Source organism: Pseudozobellia thermophila (genome assembly GCF_900141855.1).
In the GTDB taxonomy this organism is placed as follows: Bacteria; Bacteroidota; Bacteroidia; order Flavobacteriales; family Flavobacteriaceae; genus Pseudozobellia; species Pseudozobellia thermophila.
Genome location: NZ_FQYU01000001.1, coordinates 520078 through 542735, shown reverse-complemented (window position 1 = coordinate 542735; position 22658 = coordinate 520078). Strand labels below are relative to the sequence as shown.

Below are 22658 nucleotides of genomic sequence, written 5' to 3'. Positions count from 1 at the left end.
TTGTACAGGCAGGGGCCTACTTCTCGGTCTTACCGAAGCGGAGCGTCTTTAAGATGGCCTCGAGTTCGAACATGTCGTTGCGTTTTTCGGTCGCCGGGGCGAAAACGAAACCTTCCAGTACCAATATTCTATCGTTCTCCTTGTCGTTAAGGATATAGGTTAGGAAAGGCCCGGCCATGGGATAGTTCTTAATATCCCAAATACCCCGTACCTCAACGCCTTTCAAGCCCGAAATCTCCACCGGAAAAACGGCCGGGGCGTAAGCGGGCTCCGTGCGCATATAAGTAACCTTACCGGGTACCGTGGTGCCCGGAATGTATTTTTCGCCTATCGAATCCCTCATGGCGACTATATCCTTGACCAAGGTCTCCTTGTTCTTAAAACTGTTGGGAGGCATGGTATAGACAATGATATTGGCCGTGCCTTTTTGTATCTCTCGATCGATCCAAACAAAGTTGTCTTCCTGCTTTCCCACTTTGTAAATCGAGGGTATTTTCAGTTCGATACCAAACTTCTCCTGCAATACCCCTTCTTTGTTCAAAGAGCGTTCAAAACGCCTTTGTGCGGCCACAATCTCCATTCTTCGAAAGGCTGCGATGATCTCATCCGCTTTCTCCTCAAGGTTCTTTATGATCTCGGCATCGGTGGTTCCCTTTACGACGCCTACCCGCTGGGGCGTGGCGTACATGTCTTTTTTAATATGGGCCAAGCTCAAGGTGTCTTTCTTCACATAGAGTATAGATCGGGTCTTACGCACGGCACCCGTAAAAAACTTGGGGTCTATCTGATCGATGCTGAACAAGGGCTCATCCATGGGCATACCCACGATAGGGGCCGCAAAGTGCTTTCGTATGGTGTCGCCGACATGGCCGCGCCACATCTCGTTACCGACCACTACCACCAATGAATTTATGGCGCCGGTAGACTCTGGTAAATAGGTTTTTTCGTTGGATTCCTTACACGAGGAAAGTAGGGCTGCAAGTAGTAAAAATAGTGTTCCGGTCTTTTTCATTACTGATTTTGGTTTACGATGAACATTCGCACAATTTTAGTTTTGTGCCTGGTTTTAGGTTTTTACCACTAATACCGTTCCATTTTCGTAAATTCTCAACAGTAATTCCAGGATATTTTCTAGAGATTGTCCACAACGAGTCGCCGCTCCTCACCGTATGGGTCTTGGTTCCGGGGGGGAAGGATTGCGAAGACGAGGTAGTGGCCGAACTCGCTACCGCCGCCCCGGGGTTTCTACGCGGGAATATGGTCAATCGCTGCCCGACCCTAAGGTTGTTGCTCCTCAGGCCGTTCCAGCGTTTGATCTGGCTTACGCCCACCCCGTATCGCTCGGCAATCTTGCCGAGGTAATCGCCGCTTCGCACCTTGTAGCGTATTTGGTTTTGTTCGGCCTGCTTGACCAATTGGGGCAGCGGACTTTCCTTGCTCTCCAATTCTTTTTTAACATGCTCGTAGATCGCTTCCTCGTTGGCCACAAACTTCCCGATGACATCCTTTGGCAATCGCAGGGCATGTGTCTTTCCTTCGATATAAGGTATTACATTTAGTTTGTACGATGGGTTCAATACCATCAACTCTTCCTTGCTTACCTCCAATAGTTCCGATATCTGGTCGAAGGTTATAAGCGCCTTGACGTGCACGGTATCGGTCTCGAAATAGGGGCGTTCCACTTTTTGTCCCTTCAGCCCATGTTCTTCGGCATATTCGAACAAGTACATGGTCGCCAAAAAGGCGGGCACATAACCTGCCGTCTCACGGGGCAAGAAACGACGGAGGTTCCAATAATTTTTCTGTCCGCCCGACCTCCGTATGGCTTTGTTAACGTTCCCGGGGCCCGAATTGTACGCCGCCAGGGCCAGGTCCCAGTCGCCATAGATCTCGTATAGCTTGGAAAGAAACTGACAGGCCGCCTTTGTCGATTTGATAGGGTCGCTGCGCTCGTCTACGTAACTCGAGATGTTGAGCTTGTATTGCCTCCCGGTACCGTACATAAACTGCCAAAGTCCGGTTGCGCCCACCCTTGAGCGCGCCCTGGGGTTCAAGGCCGATTCGACAATGGAAAGGTATTTCATTTCCAAGGGAATATTGTAATTGTCGAGTTCTTGCTCGAACAGCGGAAAGTAGAACTGACTGGCCGTCAGCATACGTTCCATCAATTCCCTTTTTCTAAAGAGAAAGGATTTGATCACATTCTCAAGGGAAGGATTGTACTCTACGTTGAACGGGGTTTTTTCGTTGAGCCTTGCCAAACGTGCCTTTAGGGTATCGGTCGAAAGGGACGTGGGATAGGTTCTTTCGAAATCGATTCCTTCCACTTCGTTGAACATTTCTTCGGAGAGGGAAGCGTTCGCGGCCAGCTCCTTCATCCATAGGCTGTCGTAACGCGCGGCTTCGCTGTGGTCCTTCAAATTGTACTTGCGGCTGACCTTATCGATGATCAAGGACAGGCTGGTGTCGCCCAATTCCGTCGAATCGGCGGCCATCCGTTCCATTAGTTGCACCCCTTTCATGTCCATGGCCAAGGTATCCTCGCCCACCTCTTGGTTCAAGGCCAACAGGGAATCCTTTTGGGCAACTAAAAGGGAATCCTTTTGTTGGGCCCAAATCGGCACGGCACAAAAAAAGCCGGCAAGTAGAACCAAAAAACCAAATCTTGTTCTTATCATAGAAAAACTTATGTGATAGAAAAGCGATAGACCATCGAAACATGTGGGGCGGGCAATCTTCGCCATCCCACTAAAATCGTATATTTTTTCGGAAAAATAAAATCTTTCCCCGGATAAAGCCGCAAGGCCGTACCGCCCCCATTTATCGATAACGGTCTTATTGCCCGATTATTGCGGCAATACCTGGCAGGGTTTTACCTTCGAGGCTTTCCAGCATTGCCCCTCCTCCGGTCGAAACATAACTTACCTTGTTTTCAAAGCCGAACTGCTTCACGGCCGCTACCGAATCCCCGCCCCCGACAAGGGAAAACGCCCCGTTTTGGGTAGCTTCGTCAATGAAGTTGCCAACGGCGATGGTGCCCTTTGCAAAAGCCTCCATTTCAAAAACTCCGACCGGACCGTTCCACAGGATGGTTCTGGCCTGCAAGATAACCTTCTTAAAATGCTCAAGTGTTTTGGGGCCGGCGTCCAATCCTTGCCATCCATCGGGAATTTCGTTCACGTCCACTATCTGGGTCTCGGCATCGTTCGAAAAGTCGTTGGCGGCCAAGACATCGACGGGAATATGCACTTGAACCCCTTTTTCCTTGGCTTGTTTCAATATATCCAGGGCGAGGTCCATTTTGTCGTCCTCACAGATAGAATCCCCTACATGGCCTCCCTGGGCCTTGACGAAGGTGTAGGTCATGCCCCCGCCTATGATCAAGTGGTCTACCTTGTCAAGAATATTCTCGATGATGGTAATTTTTGAAGAAACCTTGGCGCCCCCTAAAATGGCCAACACCGGTTTTTCTCCGGTACGCATCACCTTTTCGATCGCTTCGATTTCCTTGGCCAACAAATAGCCAAAACATTTGTTTTCGGGAAAAAACTTGGCCACAATGGTAGTAGAGGCATGGGCCCTATGGGCCGTACCGAAGGCATCGTTTACATAGATATCGCCCAGCTTTGACAGCTTTTCGGCGAACTCCTCATCCCCTTTTTCCTCTTCGGCATGAAACCTCAGGTTTTCCAACAAAAGCACCTCGCCCGGCTGTAAGGCCGCAACGGCCTCCTCGGCCACCTTGCCTACGGAGTCTTCGACGAACTTGACACTGACGCCTATTATTTCCGACACCTTGTTGGCGATATGCTTCAGCGAAAGATCCGGGTTTTTTTGTCCTTTTGGCCTGCCCAAATGACTCATAAGGACGGCACTGCCACCATCTTCAAGAACCTTTATAATCGTTGGCTTGGCCGCCTCTATTCGATTCGAATCGGTTACCTCGAACGATTCGTTCAAAGGAACGTTGAAGTCTACCCGAATAAGTGCTTTTTTATTTTCAAAATTAAAATCGTCGATCGTTTTCATGAATAAAGTTTTTGAGAATCGCAAATGTAAATAAAAAGACGCTAGGGTGAAGGGCATATAAACAAGACTTTAACGCTTAAAATTCGAAGTCGATCTTCGCCGGTGCCGGCTTATACCCTTATCGTGTAAAATTTAAAAAATTAAGATGGTGGACCACATGAAGCACTTGCCCCAAAAAAACTATCTTTGGGCCATGTTGTTCAAAGATATTTTGGGTCTTGCACATATAAAAAAGCACCTCGCCACGAGTGCCGAGGCAGGGCGGATTCCGCATGCACAATTGTTCGTGGGCCCCGAGGGCTGTGGCACCTTGCCCATGGCGGTCGCCTATGCCCAGTACATTATCTGCAACAACCGGGGCGGTGAAAACACGGGCGAAAACGCATCGTGTAACCTCAAGTTCGATTCGTTCTCGCATCCCGACATGCATTTTGCCTTTCCCGTATCCAATTCCGACAAGGTCAAAAGCCACGCCGTAAGCGACCATTACATGGAAGAGTGGCGCCAGTTTCTGCGCGAGCAACCCTATGGGAACCTTTTTGACTGGTACCGACTTATCGGAATCGAAAAGAAGCAAGGACAGATCGGTGTCGACGAGGCCCAGGACATCGTAAAAAAACTTAGCCTAAAATCCTACGAAGGCGGATACAAGGTGATGTTGATCTGGATGGCGGACAAAATGAACGATGCTGCCGCCAACAAGTTGCTGAAACTTATCGAGGAACCCCCCAAGCAAACCGTTTTTCTGCTTATCGCCGAAGACGAGGAACAGATTATCCAGACCATTAGGTCGCGCTGCCAAATTCTACACTTTCCTCCCTTGGCCGAAGAGGCCATCGGTGATGCCCTTGTCGAAAGGGGCATGGCCCGCGAGGAAGCCATGCGTATAGCCCATGAGGCCAACGGAAACTTTAACAAGGCCCTCGACCTGATGAACGAAGACTCGGAGGACCTTGTCTTTGAAAAGTGGTTTGTTCAATGGGTAAGGAGTGCCTTTAAGGCCAAGGGCAACAAAGGTGCCATTCACGAACTGATTATGTGGAGCGACGAGGTGTCGAAAACCGGACGAGAAACCCAGAAGAAGTTTTTGCACTATTGCCTCGTGGTCATGCGGCAGGCCATGCTCATCAACTACAACGTAAGGGAACTCGCCTATATGAGGGTGCAGGTCGAAGGGTTTCAACTCGAAAAGTTCGCCCCCTTTGTCCATGAAAACAACATTTTAGATATCGCCAAAGAACTGGAAGACGCCATTTACCACATCGAACGAAATGGAAATTCCAAGATTATATTGACGGACCTTTCCATCCGCTTGACCCGCCTGTTGCACAAAAAAGCGGCCTAGTTCTTTCTTCCCCCAAATGCCGGCCCTTGTGTGACCGGCTTACATTTGTTAACCGTTTAAAACTATAGATTATGGAAAATTTGACCACCTACGTCCCACATGTACTGCTCTTGATTTTTTTGATAATCGTATTTCTACAAAGTGGAATCGACAAGATTTTTGATTGGAAGGGAAACGTCTCTTGGCTGAAGGAGCATTTCGCCAATACCCCCCTACACGCCTTGGTTCCCTTTTTATTGCTTACCATTCTGGTTCTCGAGACCGTATCGGGAGCCTTGTGCGCGGTAGGTCTCTATGAGATCATTGTGTTGGGCAAGACGACCTACGCCCTTTACGGAAGCGTGCTTTCCTGTGTGGCCCTTTTGATGTTGCTTTTCGGCCAGCGCATGGCCAAGGATTATGATGGCGCCAAGACCATAGCCGTTTATTTTATCCCTGCCATATTCTTGGTCCATTTGCTTCAGGCATAAAAAAACCCCGAACGGTCGGCCGTTCGGGGCAGGTATCCCAGGTAGGGCAACTACCTTTATTTGCTGTACTTCTCGTTTAGGATCTTAACGATTTCCTGGGTCAGGTCGTTGGCCTCGGTACCGTAAAGTACGCTACCACCATCACCGCCTCCCAAGATATACGTGTAGCCATTGGCTTTCCCGTAGGCCTTGATCTCTTTCTTGACCTTGCTTACCACACTGTCCATTTCGGTTTGTCCCTCGATCTGGAGCTGTTGGTCTTCCTGTTGAAGCTGCTGGCCGATCAGCTGGCCTTTTTGCTGCATCATGCCATATTCTTCCTGTGCCTTTTTCGGCGACATCTTTTGCGCCTTTTCTTGAAAGGCCTGTGCTTCCCTTTGAAAAGCCTGCGATATACTGTCCCTTTTTTTGGCAAGGGCATCGGCCTTGGCCTTGAAGTTCTCCTCGATATCAATTTTTTCCTGATAGGCTTCCATCAACTTGACATTGTCTACGTAACCGATCTTTTGCTCCTTGCACGAAACAAATGCCAAAACCACGATCGCCCAAACCATATTTTTCATACTCGACTATTTTCTTAAAGATTTATTAATTCCCGTTTATCGGGATGCGCAAAAATAGGAAAGCTTTTTGGAAACCCTACATATTTAAATTTCTAATTGCGATTTATGCCCGCACAAGGGTCAAAAGCGAAAAATGGAAGCCATAATCTTTCTTTATGGTAATCATGAGTGGCGATTGACCCGGACTATCACAAACGACGCCTATATTTGCTTTCTAAGCAACAATTTTTTGCAGGAACACGTTCTTATCGACCCCTACTTCATTGAGCGCTTAAAAAGCTTTAAAATGGATTTTTAGGCCTATCCGCCCTTTTTGATAATATAGATAGCGGATGAGAACTCACGGGTCAACAAAGCCATCAAGTTTGATCGCAGGCCAACATAAAAAGCTTTTAGGAAATTGGATTTGCCCGACCTGTACTTTTCGGAAAGCAAGGAAACATAAAACGAATCGAACCACATGGGTTTTCTCTTGACCAATCGCATGCCCTGTTTGGCGAAAACCTTTTCCACGGCGGTGGCCGAAAAGTGCCAGAGGTGTCGGGGCACGTCATAGGCCGCCCAAAACCTGCCGTAATGTTTTGCATCGAAAGATTTAAAATTGGGAACGGCCACGACCAAAACCCCATCGTCATCCAACAACGATTTCAGTTTGGCGATCTGCGCTTCGAGGTCGGGCAAGTGCTCCAACACGTGCCACAAGGTAATTACCTTATAGCGTTTTTCGGGCAATGCATCCAAACTCGGCAGGAGTTCCATTTTCTTTTCGCGGGAACGCAGCCGGGCATCGATATTCGGCTCAACCCCTGCAACCGACCAGCCCATATCGCGGGCCTTCAATAAAAAGTCTCCCGTACCGGCACCGACATCCAACACGGTCTTTTCGCCCTTGGCATACGTATTGATCAGCAGAACCTTGGTCCATAGGCTGAATCGCTTTACGCCCTGATACAGTTTGTCGGTAAAGGTTTCGTTCGAATCGGTATGGGAAATGTACGAGCTGCTTTGATAATAGGCATCCAATTTTTCGGGCTGCGGATCGGTGACCAACATATCAAGCTCTTGGTCGTACAGCAATTTGAACTCTTCTCCCGAAACGGAAAAATCCCTAGTTTCTAAAAACAGTTTCATGGTAGTTGTGAATGGTCAGGTATTCGTTTTTCAGACCCCTAAGATACGCCAAAACCGAATCCCTGGAAAGGGAATCCTCACTTAAACAATCTTTCTCTGCGTCGCTATATACTTCTATGGCGATGTACCAATCATCCTTTCTGAGCATATCCTGTCCATCGATGTAGGTGTCGTCCTCGGTGTCGAGAAGCCTGTTCATGGCCACATTAAAAAGCGCCGGTGCAAGATTCAAGGTTTTATTGGGAATACTTATTTCGTAAAAGGCAAAAAAATAGTTTTGTCCGTCGATCGTAAAAGGAACATCGTCATACACGTTGACGTGGTTCAATTGAAACTTCGTATTGACATAATTATAAAATTCGTTGGCTTCCTTGGGGTCTTCGAAAATGAAAAAATTCCTTTTCGAAAGCGATCGTTTAAACCGTTTTCCCTTGGTGACTTTATAGTCTTTTATGCTGGGGGCCACCCGGACGGGGATACAGGAAAAGGAGAAAAACAAAAGACCGGCAATGGCTATTGATTTACGCATGGACCTAGTTTTAGAACATCGAGAACACATCAAAAAACCACACCAAGCTCAAAGCCTAGGTCCTTGCCCGCATTCAAATCAAAACCCAAAGGGTTAAAAAATCCGCGTGCAGGGCAAATTTTTTTAACGTGATATAACGCAAAAAAGGTTTCCATATTGCAAACGTTCCACGTGGAACCTTATCCAATTTTCTCCTTGACCGGCACCTTCAACAAGCTAGCCAAGGCCTCCGATTTCTCCTGGGCCTTTTCAAGCTTTGAGCTTCTATACAGGGTAAAATGCTGCCTGCCCCTAAACATACGTACTGTATACCTCTGGCTCCCGGCCGACCCGCCCATGGCTGCAATCGGACCCCAATCGGAACCCTTCCCTACCCGTGCGGAAAACAAGGAGATATAATCTGGGAATTCAATTTTCAAATCGCTTTTGAACAGGGGAAGACCAAAAAGCTTAAAGCACCTTTTGTTGTTATAATCCGAATAAATCTCGTACGAAACCGAGTAGCCGAGCAACAACAAGCCCAGTCCGCCCATGGTAAGCAATTGACTCAAGGGCATACCATGGCCGGAACCAACCAAAAAGGCGACCAAGAGCAATAAAAAGCCGCCCAAAATTTTGACGGTAAACGGTTTTTCCTGTTTCAATTCCACCATAACCTATCTGCCTAAATACACTAAAAGAACACTAATATCGGAAGGGTTAACGCCACTTACCCGGGCAGCCTGCGCAATGGTAACCGGTTGTATGGCGTTGAGCTTTTCCCGCGCCTCATACGACAGGGATTTCAATTTGGAATAGTCAAAATTGGGGGGAATCTGAACGTTTTCGAGACGGTGCAATTTGTCGGCATTGAGCTTTTCCTTTTCAATATATCCGGAATATTTGATTTGGATTTCGGTCTGTTCAAGCACTTCCCTATCCAAATCGTGCTCCTCCACGAAACGGGAAACCGGTTCCAATTGCAGCATATGGTCCATGGTCACATGGGGTCTGGAAAAAACCTTGAACATCTTGTCCGGTTGTTTGACCAAGGAAGAATCAAGGCGCTCCAAAATCGGGTTAATATCCTCTGGACGAAAGCTGGTCTCCCTAAAAAAGGAAACAAATGAGGCCGCCTTTTGCTCCTTCCGTTCCATCCTTTTCATACGCTCCTCGCTGGCCAACCCCATAGCAAAACTCTTGGGCGTTAACCTCAAATCGGCATTGTCTTGCCTCAACAAGGTTCGATATTCGGCCCTGGAAGTAAACATGCGATAAGGCTCCTCGGTGCCCTTTGTAATCAAATCGTCTATCAAAACCCCGATATAGGCTTCGTCCCTTTTTAAGACAAAAGGCTCTTTTTCGTTCAGTTTCAGGTGCGCATTGATACCCGCCATAAGTCCCTGTGAAGCGGCTTCCTCATAGCCCGTAGTGCCATTGATCTGACCGGCGAAATACAGGTTCTCGACCAGCTTGGTCTCTAGGGTATGCTTCAGTTGGGTAGGTGGAAAATAATCGTATTCTATAGCGTAGCCCGGCCTAAAGAACTTCACTTTCTCAAAGCCCTTGACCGAGCGCAGGGCCTTGAATTGGACATCTTCGGGCAGGGAGGTGGAAAATCCGTTTACGTAAACCTCCACCGTATCCCAGCCCTCGGGTTCGACAAAAATCTGATGGCTGTCCTTATCGGCAAAGCGATTAATCTTATCCTCTATGGAAGGACAATACCTAGGCCCAATACTCTTGATTCGACCGTTGAACATGGGCGATCGATCAAAGCCCTCGCGTAACAAATCGTGTACCAGGGCACTGGTGTGCGTCATATAACAATCGCGCTGCACCTCCAATACGGGGGTGTTCAAATAGGAGAATTTTTCAGGCCGTTCATCCCCAGGTTGGGGAATCATCACGGAATAATCCAAGGACCTTCCATCGACCCTGGGTGGCGTACCCGTCTTCATCCTTCCCGATTCAAAGCCCAAGGAGGTCAATTCCTCGGTAATGCCTGTAGCGGCTTTTTCGCCTGCACGACCTCCGCCGAACTGTTTTTCCCCGATATGGATCAGCCCATTGAGAAAGGTGCCGTTTGTCAGTACCACCGCCCTGGCCCTGATCTCAATTCCCAGGGAGGTTTTAACGCCCGCAATTCTATTGTTCTCGATCAAAAGTCCCCCGACCATTTCCTGATAAAAATCGAGCTTGGGTATGCCTTCGAGTGCCAATCGCCACTCTTCGGCAAAACGCATCCGGTCGTTTTGCGAACGGGGACTCCACATCGCCGGGCCCTTCGATTTGTTGAGCATTTTGAACTGGATGGCGGACTTGTCCGAAATAATGCCGCTATAGCCGCCCAAGGCATCGATCTCCCTTACGATCTGCCCCTTGGCGATACCGCCCATGGCCGGGTTACAAGACATTTGTCCAATGGTCTGCAGGTTCATGGTAACCAACAAGGTTTTGGAACCCATGTTGGCCGCCGCGGCGGCAGCCTCGGCACCAGCGTGTCCCCCACCCACAACAATCACATCATATTCCTCTAGAAACATATTTTCCTTCTTCTAATCGTTCATTGTTCCACGTGGAACATTCTAATTTTTTCTTCTTCCTTCTGCCTCATCAAGCGGGCATCCCCTTCGGTCTTGTCCTTATACCCTGCCAAGTGCAAAACGCCATGGGCGCACACCCGAAGTACTTCCTCATGAAAGGGAACCTGAAAGGTCTTACTGTTGTCCTCCACCCGGTCTATGGAAATAAAAATATCGCCCGAAACCGTATTGCCCTGACAATAATCGAAGGTGATGATATCGGTATACGTGTCGTGGGAAAGATACTTTTGATTCAAATCCAACAAGTACTCGTCAGAGCAAAACACATAGGAAATGTCGCCCACAACCTTGCCTTCCGACATCACAACCCTAGTTATCCAATCGGAAAACTTCGTTGTGTCCTCTATCCTAAAATCGACCTCGTAATTGAATTCAATCATCGCCTTTGAAGTACTCCTTGACCTTGTTTTGGTAATTTTGGCGCAAAGGTAAGGCTTGCCTATTTAAAATCTCAACTTCCTTTCGATAATTCTCTAGTACTGAAGGCTTGGTAATAATGGGATTGACAAAGGAAGATGTATTGGTGTTGCTTTCCCTTTCGGACTTCTTGCCTTGTTTCAACGTGGCGTTCTCGAGTTTCATCAATTCGTGCTGAATGCGATTCACCTTGTCAAGTCCTCTTTGGGTTATTCCGTTCTCCAATAGGTCACGCTCGAAATCCTCCATTTGTTTGACCAGCTTTTCGCCCAATTTTTTGTCGCCCTCGTTCATCATGTCCTGCAACTGTTGCTCCAGTTTTTGGCGCAACATCTGCTGTTCCTTGTAAATCTCATAAATTTCACTGAGTTCACTTTCACTGAGCCCTCCTTGACCGCCCTTTTCGCCATTTCCGTCCGATCCGTCGGCCCCATTCCCCTTTTGGCCCGAACCTTTTCCGGGTTCGTTCCCCTCCTTATCCGATGGACTACCACCGTTTTCCTCTCCCTGCTCTCCTTGGCCCTTCTGTTGTCCCTTGCCCCCTTGCCCTTGGCTCTGCCCTTCCTTGCCCGACTGGCCCATGCCCTCCATCTTTTCCTTAAGCTCGCCCTGGCTCTTGATGATATCGGGCAATTGGAAACCCTCTCCTTCGCCCTGGCCCTGGCCTTGGCCCGACATCATACTCTGCTGCATATTGTCCAAGACCCGGGCCAGAAAAGCGGCCAGGCTGTTGGACGCGTTCAACACGTATTTTTGGTAGGAGGCTCCTTGATATATCTGGTTCTCGGCGATACTTTCAAGCGATTTGTCAATGTTGTAATAAACCTCGGTAATCTGTTCGTTGACAAATTCCGAAAGTTCGGCCCTACGCAGGGACAGGGCGAAAATACTATCGTCTACATGCTCGAAAAGCTCTCTGAGGTTTTGTTGCTCCTTGATGGTATTCGAAAACTGTGCATTGTCGGAGTCGGTGCCGTCCAAACGCTCGTAAAGACCCTCCTGCTTAAACGAAAAGGTAACGAGGTTGTCCAACACCTGGCGCAGCATCTCGGCATCCTCGGTATCACTTGATTCACCTCCTGAAGAAGCGGCCGATTGCGACAGCGATTCGCTCATTTCCTGCATTTTTTGTGCAGCGGACTTCTGTTTTTTGGAAGCCTTGGCGGCGGCCTCCCCGGCTTCGGGGGAATTGGGCGCTTCTTGACCATCCTGAAGTTTCTTGACTTCCTTTAGGGCATCTTCTTGATCCTTCCTTACGGCCTCCTCATCCTCCTTGGATAGCTCCAGATCCATGGGTTTTTTCAAATTGGAATTATCCTTCTTGAGTTCTTCGAGTTCTTTGGCGATGGCGTCAAAGTTTTTATTCAGCTGTTCCTGCTCTTCGGGCGAAAACTCCTCGCCCGGTTTCAGCTCTGAAAGCCCCTTCTGTTTTTCGGCCTCCTCTTGCAGGTCCTTGGCCAGTTGGCCCGCCTTTTCGCTTACGTAATACCGTTTGGTCAATTCGAGAAGCTGTTCGAGGTTCCTTTCGCTGTTCTGTTGTTTTTTCGCCAGTTGCTCCAACCTTTGTGTCAACTCGTTTTTATTAATCTTATCGGCCACTTTATTGAGTTCCTCCAAGAGCTTTTGGTTCTTTCTTGCCTCAATTTCCTGACGTTCGAGTCGTTCTTGTAGCAGCTTTTTCATCGGGTCGTCCCGGTCGTCCTTCCCCAAGTTTTCGCTCAGTTGCTTACTGAACTTTTCCATTTGGCTTTCCTGCTGCCGTTGACGTTGGAGAAAATCCTTCACCTCGCTCTGGTCGTTAAAGTTAAGCTCCTTCTTCTCCCTCTGGCTCTCATTGATTTGGTTCAGGGCCTCTTTCTGTTCCTTGAAGGTATCCAGGGAGCGGTCCAAATTCTGAATAAGGGACTGCTGGAGCCTCAAGTCCTCATTTCTCAATTGATCCCCGTTGAGCAGGGTCATTGAATAGACTTGGCTCTTTACCTCCTTTCCTCCATGAATTGCATCGTTATCGACGGCGGAGAAGTAATAGCTGTAACGCCTTCCCTCTTCAAGTTGGAGTCCAGAAGGGAAGGTATAGTAAAACTGGTGGAAGTTCGTTTCGGGCTGTGCCAGCCCGATGGTCTGTACTTTCTCCGGATCCGACTCGTCGTAACAAACCAATTTTATACCCTTTAGTCTATAATCGTCGGTAGCTTGCCCCTCGTAGTAGGCAACGTTGGGGTTCAACGAATCCCTGACCTCATTGACACCTATGGTCGGGTACTCGTCCCTGATAACCTCAAACCTATAGGCCAGTTTCTCATAATCTTCGACGTACTTGTTCGAAGTGGCCAATTCATAATCCATATTGGAAAAAACCCGTTGGGACAGCTGAAAAGTCCCTTCATTTTGCTTGAAGGACCTTATCGTGTCCTTGGTCATCAACCGGACCTTGTCGGTATGGACCCCTTCGATGTGCCATGAAACCACCGTGCCCTCCGGAAAGGAGGCATTACCCGTGCCCTCAATGGTTTCGGATTGTTTGCCGATGTATGCCGGATAATCCAACACCAATTTAAAATCATGAATGACCGGGGTTTGGATCACCTTTAAGGTATAGGCCCTCGAACGTACCCCATTGGCCGTAAAGTAAAAATCCTGGCTTTGCAAAGGGGCGGAAAGCGTATATTCGTACCGGTCGTTTTTCCTTTGCATCATCAACTCCTTTCCCCCCAACCCGATATAGGCCTCGCCCGGCTGAACGTCGCCCAAGGTCGTAACCGCTATGGTAAAGGTTTCGTTGTCGAGTACCTCGAGATCTTCCGACAGCAGCTGAAAGTGAAAAGGCGCGGGCGGTTCGTACGCCATTTTGTAGTGTACGACCCGATCGGCCGAACCGAAGAAAGACGACAGGTTGCCCGAAAACCAAATCGCCAGGAATATGAGAAGCGGAAAAATAAGGTATTTGGTATATTTCAGGTTTTCCCTATAATCCACGGCTCGTTTAAAGGGTACGGGACCTAATTGCGAAGAACGCTGTTCGATACTCGCCAGAACCAGTTCGGAGTCTTCTCGGTTTTCAGCCAGTTCGAGCAAATTGTACAATTTGTCGCCCACCTCGGGGAAGTGTTTCCCTATCAGCCGCGATGCTTCCTTCTCGCTGATCCCCATTTTGATCTTAAAGAGATAGAACAAGGGGTTAATAATGTACATAATCAGCAGATACGCCAAAACCGCGACGAAGAGCAACAAGAGCACCAACCGCCCCGTAGGTTGCAACCAGAGAAAATACTCCACCGCCAGGATGGCGAAAAAGAAGAGGCATCCCAAGGCCAAGAACATTAAAACGCCCTTGATGAGTATCTTGGTGTGGTACTTTCTCGTAAAATGGTCGAGCTTCTCGAGTATGTTTTGATAATTATCCATACACAAACAAAGATAGTCAAAATCAAGGCCATGGACATTTTACGATCTTTCTTGGTCGGATGGCAGAAAATAGATCGGACTTACAGGGCCTACCTTTCGCTTATAATTCCGTCAATGTGTATCTTTGGGGCCTGAAAAAACACAGCTATGGCCAATACACCACGCGTTCGGTTCGCCCCCAGTCCTACGGGGCCCTTACACATCGGCGGACTACGTACCGCCCTATTCAACTATCTTTTTGCCAAGTCGCAGGGAGGCGACTTTATCCTTCGCATAGAGGACACCGACCAAAACCGATTTGTCGAGGGGGCCGAGGATTACATCATAGAATCGCTCAATTGGTGCAACATCCCCTACGATGAAGGACCCGGAAAGGAAGGCGGTTTCGGCCCGTACAGGCAGAGCGAACGCAAAAGCCTTTATAAAAGGTACGCCATGGAACTCGTGGAAAAGGGCAAGGCCTATTACGCCTTCGACACGGCCGAAAAGCTCAATTTTCATCGAAAGGACCACGAAGCCAAGGGAAAGACCTTTATCTACAACTGGCACAACCGCCAAAAGCTCGACAACTCCCTGTCGCTAACCCCTGAAGAGGTAGAAAAAAGAATCGCTTCGGGCGAAGACTACGTCATTCGCTTCTTAACGCCGGCGGACCAAAAACTGGGCTTGCAAGACATGATCCGCGGCCATATGGAAATCGATACGAACATATTGGACGACAAGGTGCTCTTTAAAAGCGATGGCATGCCCACCTATCACCTGGCCAATATCGTCGACGACCACCTTATGCAGATCACCCACGTGATCAGGGGCGAGGAATGGCTGCCCTCCTTGGCCTTGCACAAGCAATTGTACGATGCCTTTGGATGGGAGGCCCCGAAGTTCGCCCACCTGCCCTTGATCATGAAGCCGGTCGGAAAAGGAAAACTCAGCAAACGCGACGGCGACAAAATGGGCTTTCCGGTCTTCCCGCTATCTTGGAACGATTCGCAGGGCTATCGCGAGGCCGGATATTTTCCTGAAGCCGTGGTCAACTTCCTCGCCCTATTGGGCTGGAACCCCGGTACCGAGCAGGAAATCTTCAGCCTACAAGAATTGGTCGACAACTTTTCCCTTGAGCGCGTCAACAAGTCGGGGGCCCGTTTCGACCCCGACAAGACCAAATGGTACAACCATCACTACCTTCAAGCCACCGACGATGCCACGCTGGCCCAAATGTTTGAAAAGGAACTGCTCAAAAAAGGCCTGTCGCCCGATACGCAATACACCGAACACGTAGTGCGATTGGTAAAGGATCGCGCCTCCTTTGTCTCCGATTTTTGGGAGCTATCGGATTACTTCTTCGAAGCGCCCGATTCTTACAGCGAAAAAGCGGTGAAGAAGCAATGGAAGGAAGGAACTCCCGAGATTTTAAAACAATTGGTATCGCTGTTGCAGGAACTCGCCGATTTCTCGTCCGAAAACGTGGAAAACAGGGTAAAGGCCTGGATCGGGGAGCAAGAACTTTCCTTTGGAAAAGTAATGCCCCCACTCCGTTTGGTCATCGTGGGCGATATGAAGGGTCCGCATCTTTTCGATATTATGGCCATGATCGGAAAAGAGGAAAGTATCGCCAGAATAGAAAAGGCCCTTTCGGTCCTTTAGGGAACCGGCCCATAGAAAATACTTAAGGTTTTATCGGTATGGCCCTGGGTTGTCGAATAACTTTGTAACAATTATCGGTAAAAGGCTACAAATATGATAAAGTCTGAGTATATTCATTCCTACAACTTAAATCACTAATTATGGGCCAATTTCTATTAATTCCAATTCTCTTTTTCGGACTAGTCATTCTGTTTTCGTCCTTCTTTATCGTAAAACAGCAGACGGCCGTTGCCATTGAACGGTTCGGTAAGTTTCAAAGTATACGCTCTTCCGGACTACACATGAAAATACCCATTGTCGACCGCATTGCCGGCCGATTGAGTCTCAAGATACAGCAATTGGACGTTATCGTAGAGACCAAGACCCTTGACGATGTTTTCGTCAAACTGAAGATATCGGTGCAATACGTTGTTCTTAAGGACAAGGTATACGAAGCCTTCTACAAGCTCGAATACCCCCACGAGCAGATTACCTCCTACGTCTTCGACGTTGTGCGCGCAGAAGTGCCTAAAATGAAGCTGGACGATGTCTTTGTCAAGAAAGACGACATCGCCATCGCCGTTAAGACCGAATTGCAGGAGGCGATGTTCGATTACGGCTTCGACATCATCAAGACCCTGGTCACCGATATCGACCCCGATGCCCAGGTAAAGGAGGCCATGAACCGCATCAACGCCTCGGAACGCGAAAAGATAGCTGCCCAGTTCGAAGGCGATGCGGCGCGGATCCTTATCGTTGAAAAGGCCAAGGCCGAGGCCGAGAGCAAAAGATTACAGGGGCAGGGCATTGCCGACCAACGCCGTGAGATCGCGCGCGGACTCGAAGAATCGGTAGAGGTGCTGAACAAGGTGGGCATCAACTCTCAGGAAGCTTCCGCCCTCATTGTGGTGACGCAGCATTACGATACCTTGCAGTCTATTGGCGAGGAAACCAATACCAACCTGATCCTATTGCCCAACTCGCCGCAGGCGGGCAGCGATATGCTGAACAATATGGTGGCCTCGTTTACGGCCAGCAACATGATCGGCGAATCGATGAAGAAAACCCAGCAGGAAAAGAAAAAGGGATAGTAGGCCAATCCCCTTAAAATGAACAAATCCCGGTCATGTACCGGGATTTTTACTTTAACCCAATTTCTTGAGCAGCTTTCCTACCACTACGGAGACCATGAACTTGCGCAACACGCCCCCTACTCCGCCCAAGAGCTCGGTCGGGTAGAATCCTCTTTTGATTCGCTGGGCGCTTAGTTTAAGATGTTCCCTGTCGATTTCCTTTTGAAGCCGAAGCACCTTAAGGTCGCGGTCTATTTCCTCATACGATGTATATTTCTTCGGTATCATAGCTCTTCAAAATAAAATTCGGAAAACTTCTTGAGCAGGGGTTTATCGACCCTGTCCCGAATAAAATACAATAAGATACCGACCAGAACATAACCCGACCCGACCAGTACGAAGCCCATGGCATTGCTCCCGACCAATACTCCAATGCCCAAGGCGGCCCCGACCGAAAAACAAGAAAGGGCCAATACCAACAAAATCGAAACCGAGGCCATTTTGATCAAGGCGCCAATCGACCTCATCATCAACTTAAATACCTTTAGCTTGTAGTACCTCAGGCTGTTGTCGATGTACGCCCGTGCAGTAACCTCGGCATCCGACAGGTTCCGTTCCATTTCTTCAAAGGCCATAAACTACTTTTGTAACTGTGCGTTTTTCTTTCTAAGGTCTTCCAGCTTTTTTTCCAAGGTCAAGATGATATCGTCGGCCTTATAGCTCATGTTGGAAAGGGTATCTTCGAGCTTTTGCTCAAAATCAAGCTTTTTCTCCTCGGCCGTCTTGGTCAACTCATCCGCGGCCTGGGTCAACCGGTGCGTCAGGTCTTCCTTGGTCTTTAAGGCTCCTTTTTTGATTTTTTTCCGTGTCTTGGTTCCCTTGTCGGGAGCATAAAGGATTCCCGCCCCCGCGCCAATTATGGCTCCGGTCAGAACGGCCAATAAAATATTTCCACTATCGTTTGACATATTTAATCTTATTTTAATTAATTATTTGACGGAAGGCAAGCTTCCATTTCTACTTCGGTACCAAATTACCGGTCAGGAAGCACAGTTGTTGCCGCAATCCATTAAAAAATTAACTTTCAAACATAAGGAATGGCGATTTGCGGTTTTAAGGCCCGCTCACCGGCGATATGTCCCGCGCATGACCACAAACCCATCAAAAATCCAAAAGTGGCTCAAATCGTAAATGAGAACGTCAAATTAAATTGTCTAAATCGATTGTGAAGAAAAATAGGATAATCAAAATCTATGACCAAAAAAAAAGGGGGCTTAAGAACGGTTTTCGTCTCCATTCGAAACTATAACCGCCCCGACGACAAATTATTTTGACTCGAGCTTTGCCCAAGTATCGCGAAGACCAACTGTTTTGTTAAAAACCAATTTATCATCGGACGTATCGGGATCCACACAGAAATAACCTATGCGTTGAAATTGGAACCGATCTCCCACCTTGGCATTTTTAAGTCCGGGTTCGACATAGGCCTCGATAATCTGCAATGACTCGGGATTGAGAAACTCCATGAAGTCTTTGTCCTTTTGCGTATCGGGACTCTCGTGGGAGAACAACCTATCGTAAAGCCGCACCTCGGCCCTAAGGGCATGCTGGCAAGAGACCCAATGCAGGGTGCCCTTAACTTTGCGCAAACTCTCGGGGGTACCGCTTCCACTCTTACTTTTGGGGTCGTATGTGCACTGTACCTCAATAATATTCCCTTCGGTATCTTTAGTACAGGATTCCGCCTTGATGATGTATCCGGATTTTAGGCGCACCTCGCCCCCCAATTTCAAACGAAAGAACTTTCTATTGGCCTCTTCCCTAAAGTCTTCCTTTTCGATGAATATTTCCCTTGAAAGCGGAATTTCGCGGGTACCCGCAGATTCATCCTCGGGATTGTTCTCGGTCTCGAGCCACTCCGTTTCTCCCTCGGGATAGTTGGTAATGACCACCTTTAATGGATTGAGTACGCCCATCACCCGGGGAGCCGTTTTGTTCAGGTCCTCACGGGCGCAAAATTCCAACAGCGATACATCGATAAGGTTTTCCCGTTTGGCAATACCGATGGTATCGGCAAAATTGCGGATGGAACGGGGGGTATAGCCCCTTCTCCTCAAGCCCGATATGGTAGGCATCCGTGGGTCGTCCCACCCATTGACCACCCCACTTTCGACCAGCTGTAGCAATTTACGCTTGCTTACCACGGTATGGCTAAGGTTCCTACGGGCGAATTCACGCTGTTTGGGCCGTATTTTACCCGGTTCCACCACTTGGTCGAGAAACCAATCGTACAATTCCCTGTGCATGGCAAACTCCAAGGTACAAAGGGAGTGGGAGACCTGTTCGATATAATCGCTCTCCCCGTGGGTCCAATCGTACATGGGGTAAATACACCAATCGGTATTTGTGCGGTGGTGGGCCTTATGTAACACTCGGTACATTATTGGGTCGCGCATGAGCATGTTCGGCGAGGCCATATCGATCTTTGCCCGAAGCACGTGGCTACCCGACTCGTGCTTGCCATCCTTCATCTCTTGAAAAAGCCGTAAATTTTCATCTACAGACCGGTTTCGGTACGGGCTATCGCTTCCCGCTTGGGTAGGCGTGCCCTTTTGAACCGCCATATCCTCCGACGACTGGCTGTCTACATAGGCCTTTCCTTCCTTGATCAGCATCACCGCCCAATCGTATAATTGTTGAAAATAATCTGATGCATACCGCTCGGTATCCCATTTAAACCCCAACCATTCCACATCGCGCTTGATGGCGTCTACGTATTCCTGTTCCTCCTTTGCGGGGTTGGTATCGTCAAACCTCAGGTTGACCGGGGCGTTGTAGCGAATACCCAGACCAAAATTCAAGCAAATGGAACTCGCATGCCCAATGTGCAGATAGCCATTCGGTTCGGGCGGAAAACGAAATCGCAGGTCCTGTTTGGAATAGCCATTTTTAAGGTCTTCCTCTATAATATGCTCGATAAAATTCAAGGATTTTGAAGCCTCGCTCATAGATGTTCTATTAAAGTGACAAAGGTAGTTAAAATGCCCTAATTGTCGGTGAACCGAATTTTCTTTCCTAACAAATTCCTGCATTTCACAACACATTTGGGGGTCGATACAACATAAACTTCCCTACGCGTGTATAAAGTAGCATATTTGTTAGCGTTCGTTGCTGAATCCCAAATCTGAACCAGAACGTGTAGTAAACCCCAAAACTACGACTACTTATGAAAAAAGCACTCTTTACCACCGGAACAACGCTTGCGATAGCCTTTATGCTATTTTCAAGCCAGAACATCAACGCACAGACCATTGCCCTCCAGGCACCGGAACCTGCCGGCAACCCCAACACCGGCAGCAGTACCCCCTGGAACAGGGCTTGTGCATCGGCCACTTACAACGAATACTTCGTTACCATCAAATGGGCCGGTAGCGCCAACTCGGACAACCAATTCATACTCGAACTATCCGATGCCAGCGGTTCGTTTGCATCACCGACCGTTCTTTCAACCGTAAGCGACCAAAACAGCAATTCGGAGTTCACTACCCAATTCGCCCTAAGCACCGATATGCAGGGCGCGGGCTATAAAATGCGGACGAGAAGTACCAGTCCGGCCGCCACAAGTCCGGCATCCGACGCCTACGCCATGTATTACCTGGGCTTCACCACCAATCTGCACATCAGTCCCGATGGCGACGGAAGCACCCCGGGAACCCTGGAGGTATGCGGCGGGGGCAATGTAACCTTGACCGTTGACAACGTACCGGCCTCCGAACTCAACTCCTATCAGTATTCGTGGTATAGGAGCGGCACGCCACTCGGAACAGGTCCTTCGATTGAAACCAGCGGCGATGGCGAGTACTGGGTCTATATCGATTACGGCGATTGTACCGGTTCGGCCAATACCGAATCAAACCACATAATCATCAATACCGGTACGAGCAGTGGCATTGCCATCAACACGCCCGCATCGACCGCATTGTGTGCCGGAGAGGCCGCCCCCGCATTGGAGGCCAATGTACAAAACGGTTCCTATTATTATACATGGTATAAGGATGGTGCCGTTATCCAGTCCGAACAACTCGGAGCCTATACCCACACCATAGATACCAACGATCCCAGCTTTACCGGAGAATATACCGTACAGATAAGGGGTGCGGGGCTATGCACCGAAACCTCGGCGCCTGTGAGCATTACCAATGCCGGAGCCTTCACCGTGACCCGTACCAACAGCGACAATTTGGTCGTACTTCCGAGCCAAACGCAGACCTTGACCGTAACCACCGATGCCAGCAGTCCCACTTACCAATGGTACCGCAACGGGACCCCGATACCGGGCTCCGATAGTGCGAGCCTTGAGGTCTCACAGCAAGGAACCTACTACGTTGCGGTAACACAAACCGGGGGCACCTGTTCATCCACCACCATCAACTCCGAAAGTACGACGGTCGTAAGCCCTACGGAATTTAAACTCGAGATCGACTACGCCACAGAATATACCGAATGTTCTGCATCTAGTATCGTGCTCGAAACCAAGGTCTATGCGGTTCTTGCCGATTCAAGCGAACTGGATGTAACCGACGATGTGGGTTCTTCGTTTAGCTATCAATGGCAAAAGGACGGTTCGGCCGTGCCCGGAGAAACATCGAGGTCCATCAGCCTGACCAGCAGCGATGAAAATGGATCGTACGCGGTTGAAGGCGATTATGCCTCCATGACCAGCACTTCCAATTCCTTGCCCGTACAGTTGTCGAGCAACGCCAGTCTGGTCATTAGCAGCACCAGTACCGTTTATTGCAGTTCCGATGATGTGATTACCCTAAGCACTTCAACGGATTTGGCCGGCGAAACCTTTAATTGGGAGCGTGACGGGGAAGTAATCAACTCGACCGATGCCACCCTCAACGTTACCGAAACGGGCACCTACCGCCTAGTTGTTAGAAAAGGTGCATGTCCGTTGATTTCGAACGAAATAGAAATCTCCCCATTGGATCCGGAACTAATTACCCTTGACGTGGACGGCGATGTCATATTCCCGGAAGGAAGCTCGAAGACCGTTACCGCCAGCGGGGGAACATCGTACCGATGGTTCGATGCCAACAACAACGAGATAGCGACCACCGACTCGGTCACCTTCTCTACCGAAGGGAACTACACCTTGGTCGCCACCGTAGGAAACTGTGATGTGGTCAAGCCCGTGACGGTTGCCTACCTCGACCTGTTCAACATCCCCAACGTGATTACTCCAAATGGCGATGGGGCCAACGACCAGTGGGTCATACCCAACTCGTATTCAAACAAATCGGACGTTAACGTTATTATTTACAACGCCAAGGGATCCGAGGTGTTGAACGTCACGAACTATAGAAACAACTGGCCCGAGTCATCGACGTCATTTACACAACAGAACATGGTTTTCTACTATGTCATAAAGAACGCTAGTGAAACTTTAAAACAAGGTACCATAACCGTTATCAGATAAACCAAA

At 48.8% G+C, this 22658-nt stretch carries 19 protein-coding genes; 5 read left to right on the top strand and 14 right to left on the bottom strand.

Annotation, left to right across the window (positions count from 1 at the left end):
• Window positions 1–16: 16 nt before the first annotated feature.
• The 3 genes from BUB37_RS02255 to BUB37_RS02245 all read right to left on the bottom strand — a co-directional run bounded on the left by BUB37_RS02255 (window position 17) and on the right by BUB37_RS02245 (window position 4029).
• Entirely contained in the window at window positions 17–1012 is a 996-nt protein-coding gene (locus BUB37_RS02255) for a DUF4837 family protein (RefSeq protein WP_072987839.1), read from the bottom strand.
• 13 nt (window positions 1013–1025) lie between these two features.
• Window positions 1026–2678, bottom strand: coding sequence for a lytic transglycosylase domain-containing protein (locus BUB37_RS02250; RefSeq protein ID WP_072987836.1), 1653 nt, complete (start codon window positions 2676–2678; stop codon window positions 1026–1028).
• Between the two features lie 157 nt (window positions 2679–2835).
• Window positions 2836–4029 carry a phosphoglycerate kinase gene (locus tag BUB37_RS02245; RefSeq protein WP_072987832.1) on the bottom strand — a complete coding sequence of 398 codons (1194 nt, stop codon included), beginning with the start codon at window positions 4027–4029 and terminating at the stop codon, window positions 2836–2838.
• A 193-nt stretch (window positions 4030–4222) separates the two neighbouring features.
• Between BUB37_RS02245 and holB the strand changes: the two genes are divergently transcribed.
• Entirely contained in the window at window positions 4223–5374 is a 1152-nt protein-coding gene (gene holB / locus BUB37_RS02240; protein ID WP_072989676.1) for a DNA polymerase III subunit delta', read from the top strand.
• A 71-nt stretch (window positions 5375–5445) separates the two neighbouring features.
• Window positions 5446–5844, top strand: a complete 399-nt coding sequence (locus tag BUB37_RS02235; RefSeq protein WP_072987829.1) for a DoxX family protein — start codon at window positions 5446–5448, stop codon at window positions 5842–5844.
• A gap of 56 nt (window positions 5845–5900) precedes the next feature.
• Here BUB37_RS02235 and BUB37_RS02230 read toward each other — a convergent pair whose 3' ends face one another.
• The 7 genes from BUB37_RS02230 to BUB37_RS02200 all read right to left on the bottom strand — a co-directional run bounded on the left by BUB37_RS02230 (window position 5901) and on the right by BUB37_RS02200 (window position 14474).
• Window positions 5901–6407: an OmpH/Skp family outer membrane protein gene (locus BUB37_RS02230; RefSeq protein ID WP_072987826.1), complete on the bottom strand. Its 507-nt coding sequence runs from the start codon at window positions 6405–6407 to the stop codon at window positions 5901–5903.
• A 300-nt stretch (window positions 6408–6707) separates the two neighbouring features.
• Window positions 6708–7538 (bottom strand): class I SAM-dependent methyltransferase, encoded by an 831-nt coding sequence (locus tag BUB37_RS02225; protein ID WP_072987823.1) that lies wholly within the window; start codon window positions 7536–7538, stop codon window positions 6708–6710.
• A complete protein-coding gene (locus tag BUB37_RS02220) occupies window positions 7516–8067 on the bottom strand; it encodes a hypothetical protein (RefSeq protein WP_072987820.1) in 552 nt (183 codons plus the stop codon). The genes BUB37_RS02225 and BUB37_RS02220 overlap by 23 nt, the downstream gene beginning before the upstream one ends.
• A 179-nt stretch (window positions 8068–8246) precedes the next feature.
• Window positions 8247–8720: a hypothetical protein gene (locus BUB37_RS02215; protein ID WP_072987817.1), complete on the bottom strand. Its 474-nt coding sequence runs from the start codon at window positions 8718–8720 to the stop codon at window positions 8247–8249.
• Window positions 8721–8723: 3 nt separating this feature from the next.
• A complete protein-coding gene (gene mnmG / locus BUB37_RS02210; RefSeq protein ID WP_072987814.1) occupies window positions 8724–10592 on the bottom strand; it encodes a tRNA uridine-5-carboxymethylaminomethyl(34) synthesis enzyme MnmG in 1869 nt (622 codons plus the stop codon).
• A 20-nt stretch (window positions 10593–10612) separates the two neighbouring features.
• Window positions 10613–11032, bottom strand: coding sequence for an rRNA maturation RNase YbeY (ybeY, locus tag BUB37_RS02205; RefSeq protein ID WP_072987811.1), 420 nt, complete (start codon window positions 11030–11032; stop codon window positions 10613–10615).
• A complete protein-coding gene (locus BUB37_RS02200; protein WP_072987808.1) occupies window positions 11025–14474 on the bottom strand; it encodes a hypothetical protein in 3450 nt (1149 codons plus the stop codon). Before BUB37_RS02200 ends, ybeY begins: the two co-directional genes overlap by 8 nt.
• Window positions 14475–14621: 147 nt before the next feature.
• On the opposite strand from BUB37_RS02200, the gene gltX reads away from it, so the two are divergent.
• Together gltX and BUB37_RS02190 are read left to right on the top strand one after the other, a co-directional pair.
• Window positions 14622–16118 (top strand): glutamate--tRNA ligase, encoded by a 1497-nt coding sequence (gltX, locus tag BUB37_RS02195; RefSeq protein WP_072987805.1) that lies wholly within the window; start codon window positions 14622–14624, stop codon window positions 16116–16118.
• Between the two features lie 140 nt (window positions 16119–16258).
• Window positions 16259–17188 (top strand): SPFH domain-containing protein, encoded by a 930-nt coding sequence (locus BUB37_RS02190; RefSeq protein ID WP_072987802.1) that lies wholly within the window; start codon window positions 16259–16261, stop codon window positions 17186–17188.
• A gap of 54 nt (window positions 17189–17242) precedes the next feature.
• On the opposite strand, the gene BUB37_RS02185 is transcribed toward BUB37_RS02190, so the two are convergent.
• From BUB37_RS02185 to BUB37_RS02170, 4 genes are all read right to left on the bottom strand, one after another.
• Window positions 17243–17458, bottom strand: a complete 216-nt coding sequence (locus BUB37_RS02185) for a DUF6327 family protein (protein ID WP_072987799.1) — start codon at window positions 17456–17458, stop codon at window positions 17243–17245.
• Window positions 17455–17805 (bottom strand): hypothetical protein, encoded by a 351-nt coding sequence (locus tag BUB37_RS02180; protein WP_072987796.1) that lies wholly within the window; start codon window positions 17803–17805, stop codon window positions 17455–17457. The genes BUB37_RS02185 and BUB37_RS02180 overlap by 4 nt, the downstream gene beginning before the upstream one ends.
• A gap of 3 nt (window positions 17806–17808) precedes the next feature.
• Window positions 17809–18138, bottom strand: coding sequence for a YtxH domain-containing protein (locus tag BUB37_RS02175; protein ID WP_072987793.1), 330 nt, complete (start codon window positions 18136–18138; stop codon window positions 17809–17811).
• A gap of 357 nt (window positions 18139–18495) precedes the next feature.
• The gene (locus tag BUB37_RS02170) at window positions 18496–20178 is read right to left on the bottom strand and encodes a glutamine--tRNA ligase/YqeY domain fusion protein (protein WP_072987790.1); all 1683 of its coding nucleotides are present in this window, start codon (window positions 20176–20178) and stop codon (window positions 18496–18498) included.
• Window positions 20179–20396: 218 nt separating this feature from the next.
• Between BUB37_RS02170 and BUB37_RS02165 the strand changes: the two genes are divergently transcribed.
• Entirely contained in the window at window positions 20397–22652 is a 2256-nt protein-coding gene (locus tag BUB37_RS02165; protein ID WP_072987786.1) for a T9SS type B sorting domain-containing protein, read from the top strand.
• The last annotated feature ends 6 nt before the right edge of the window (window positions 22653–22658 follow it).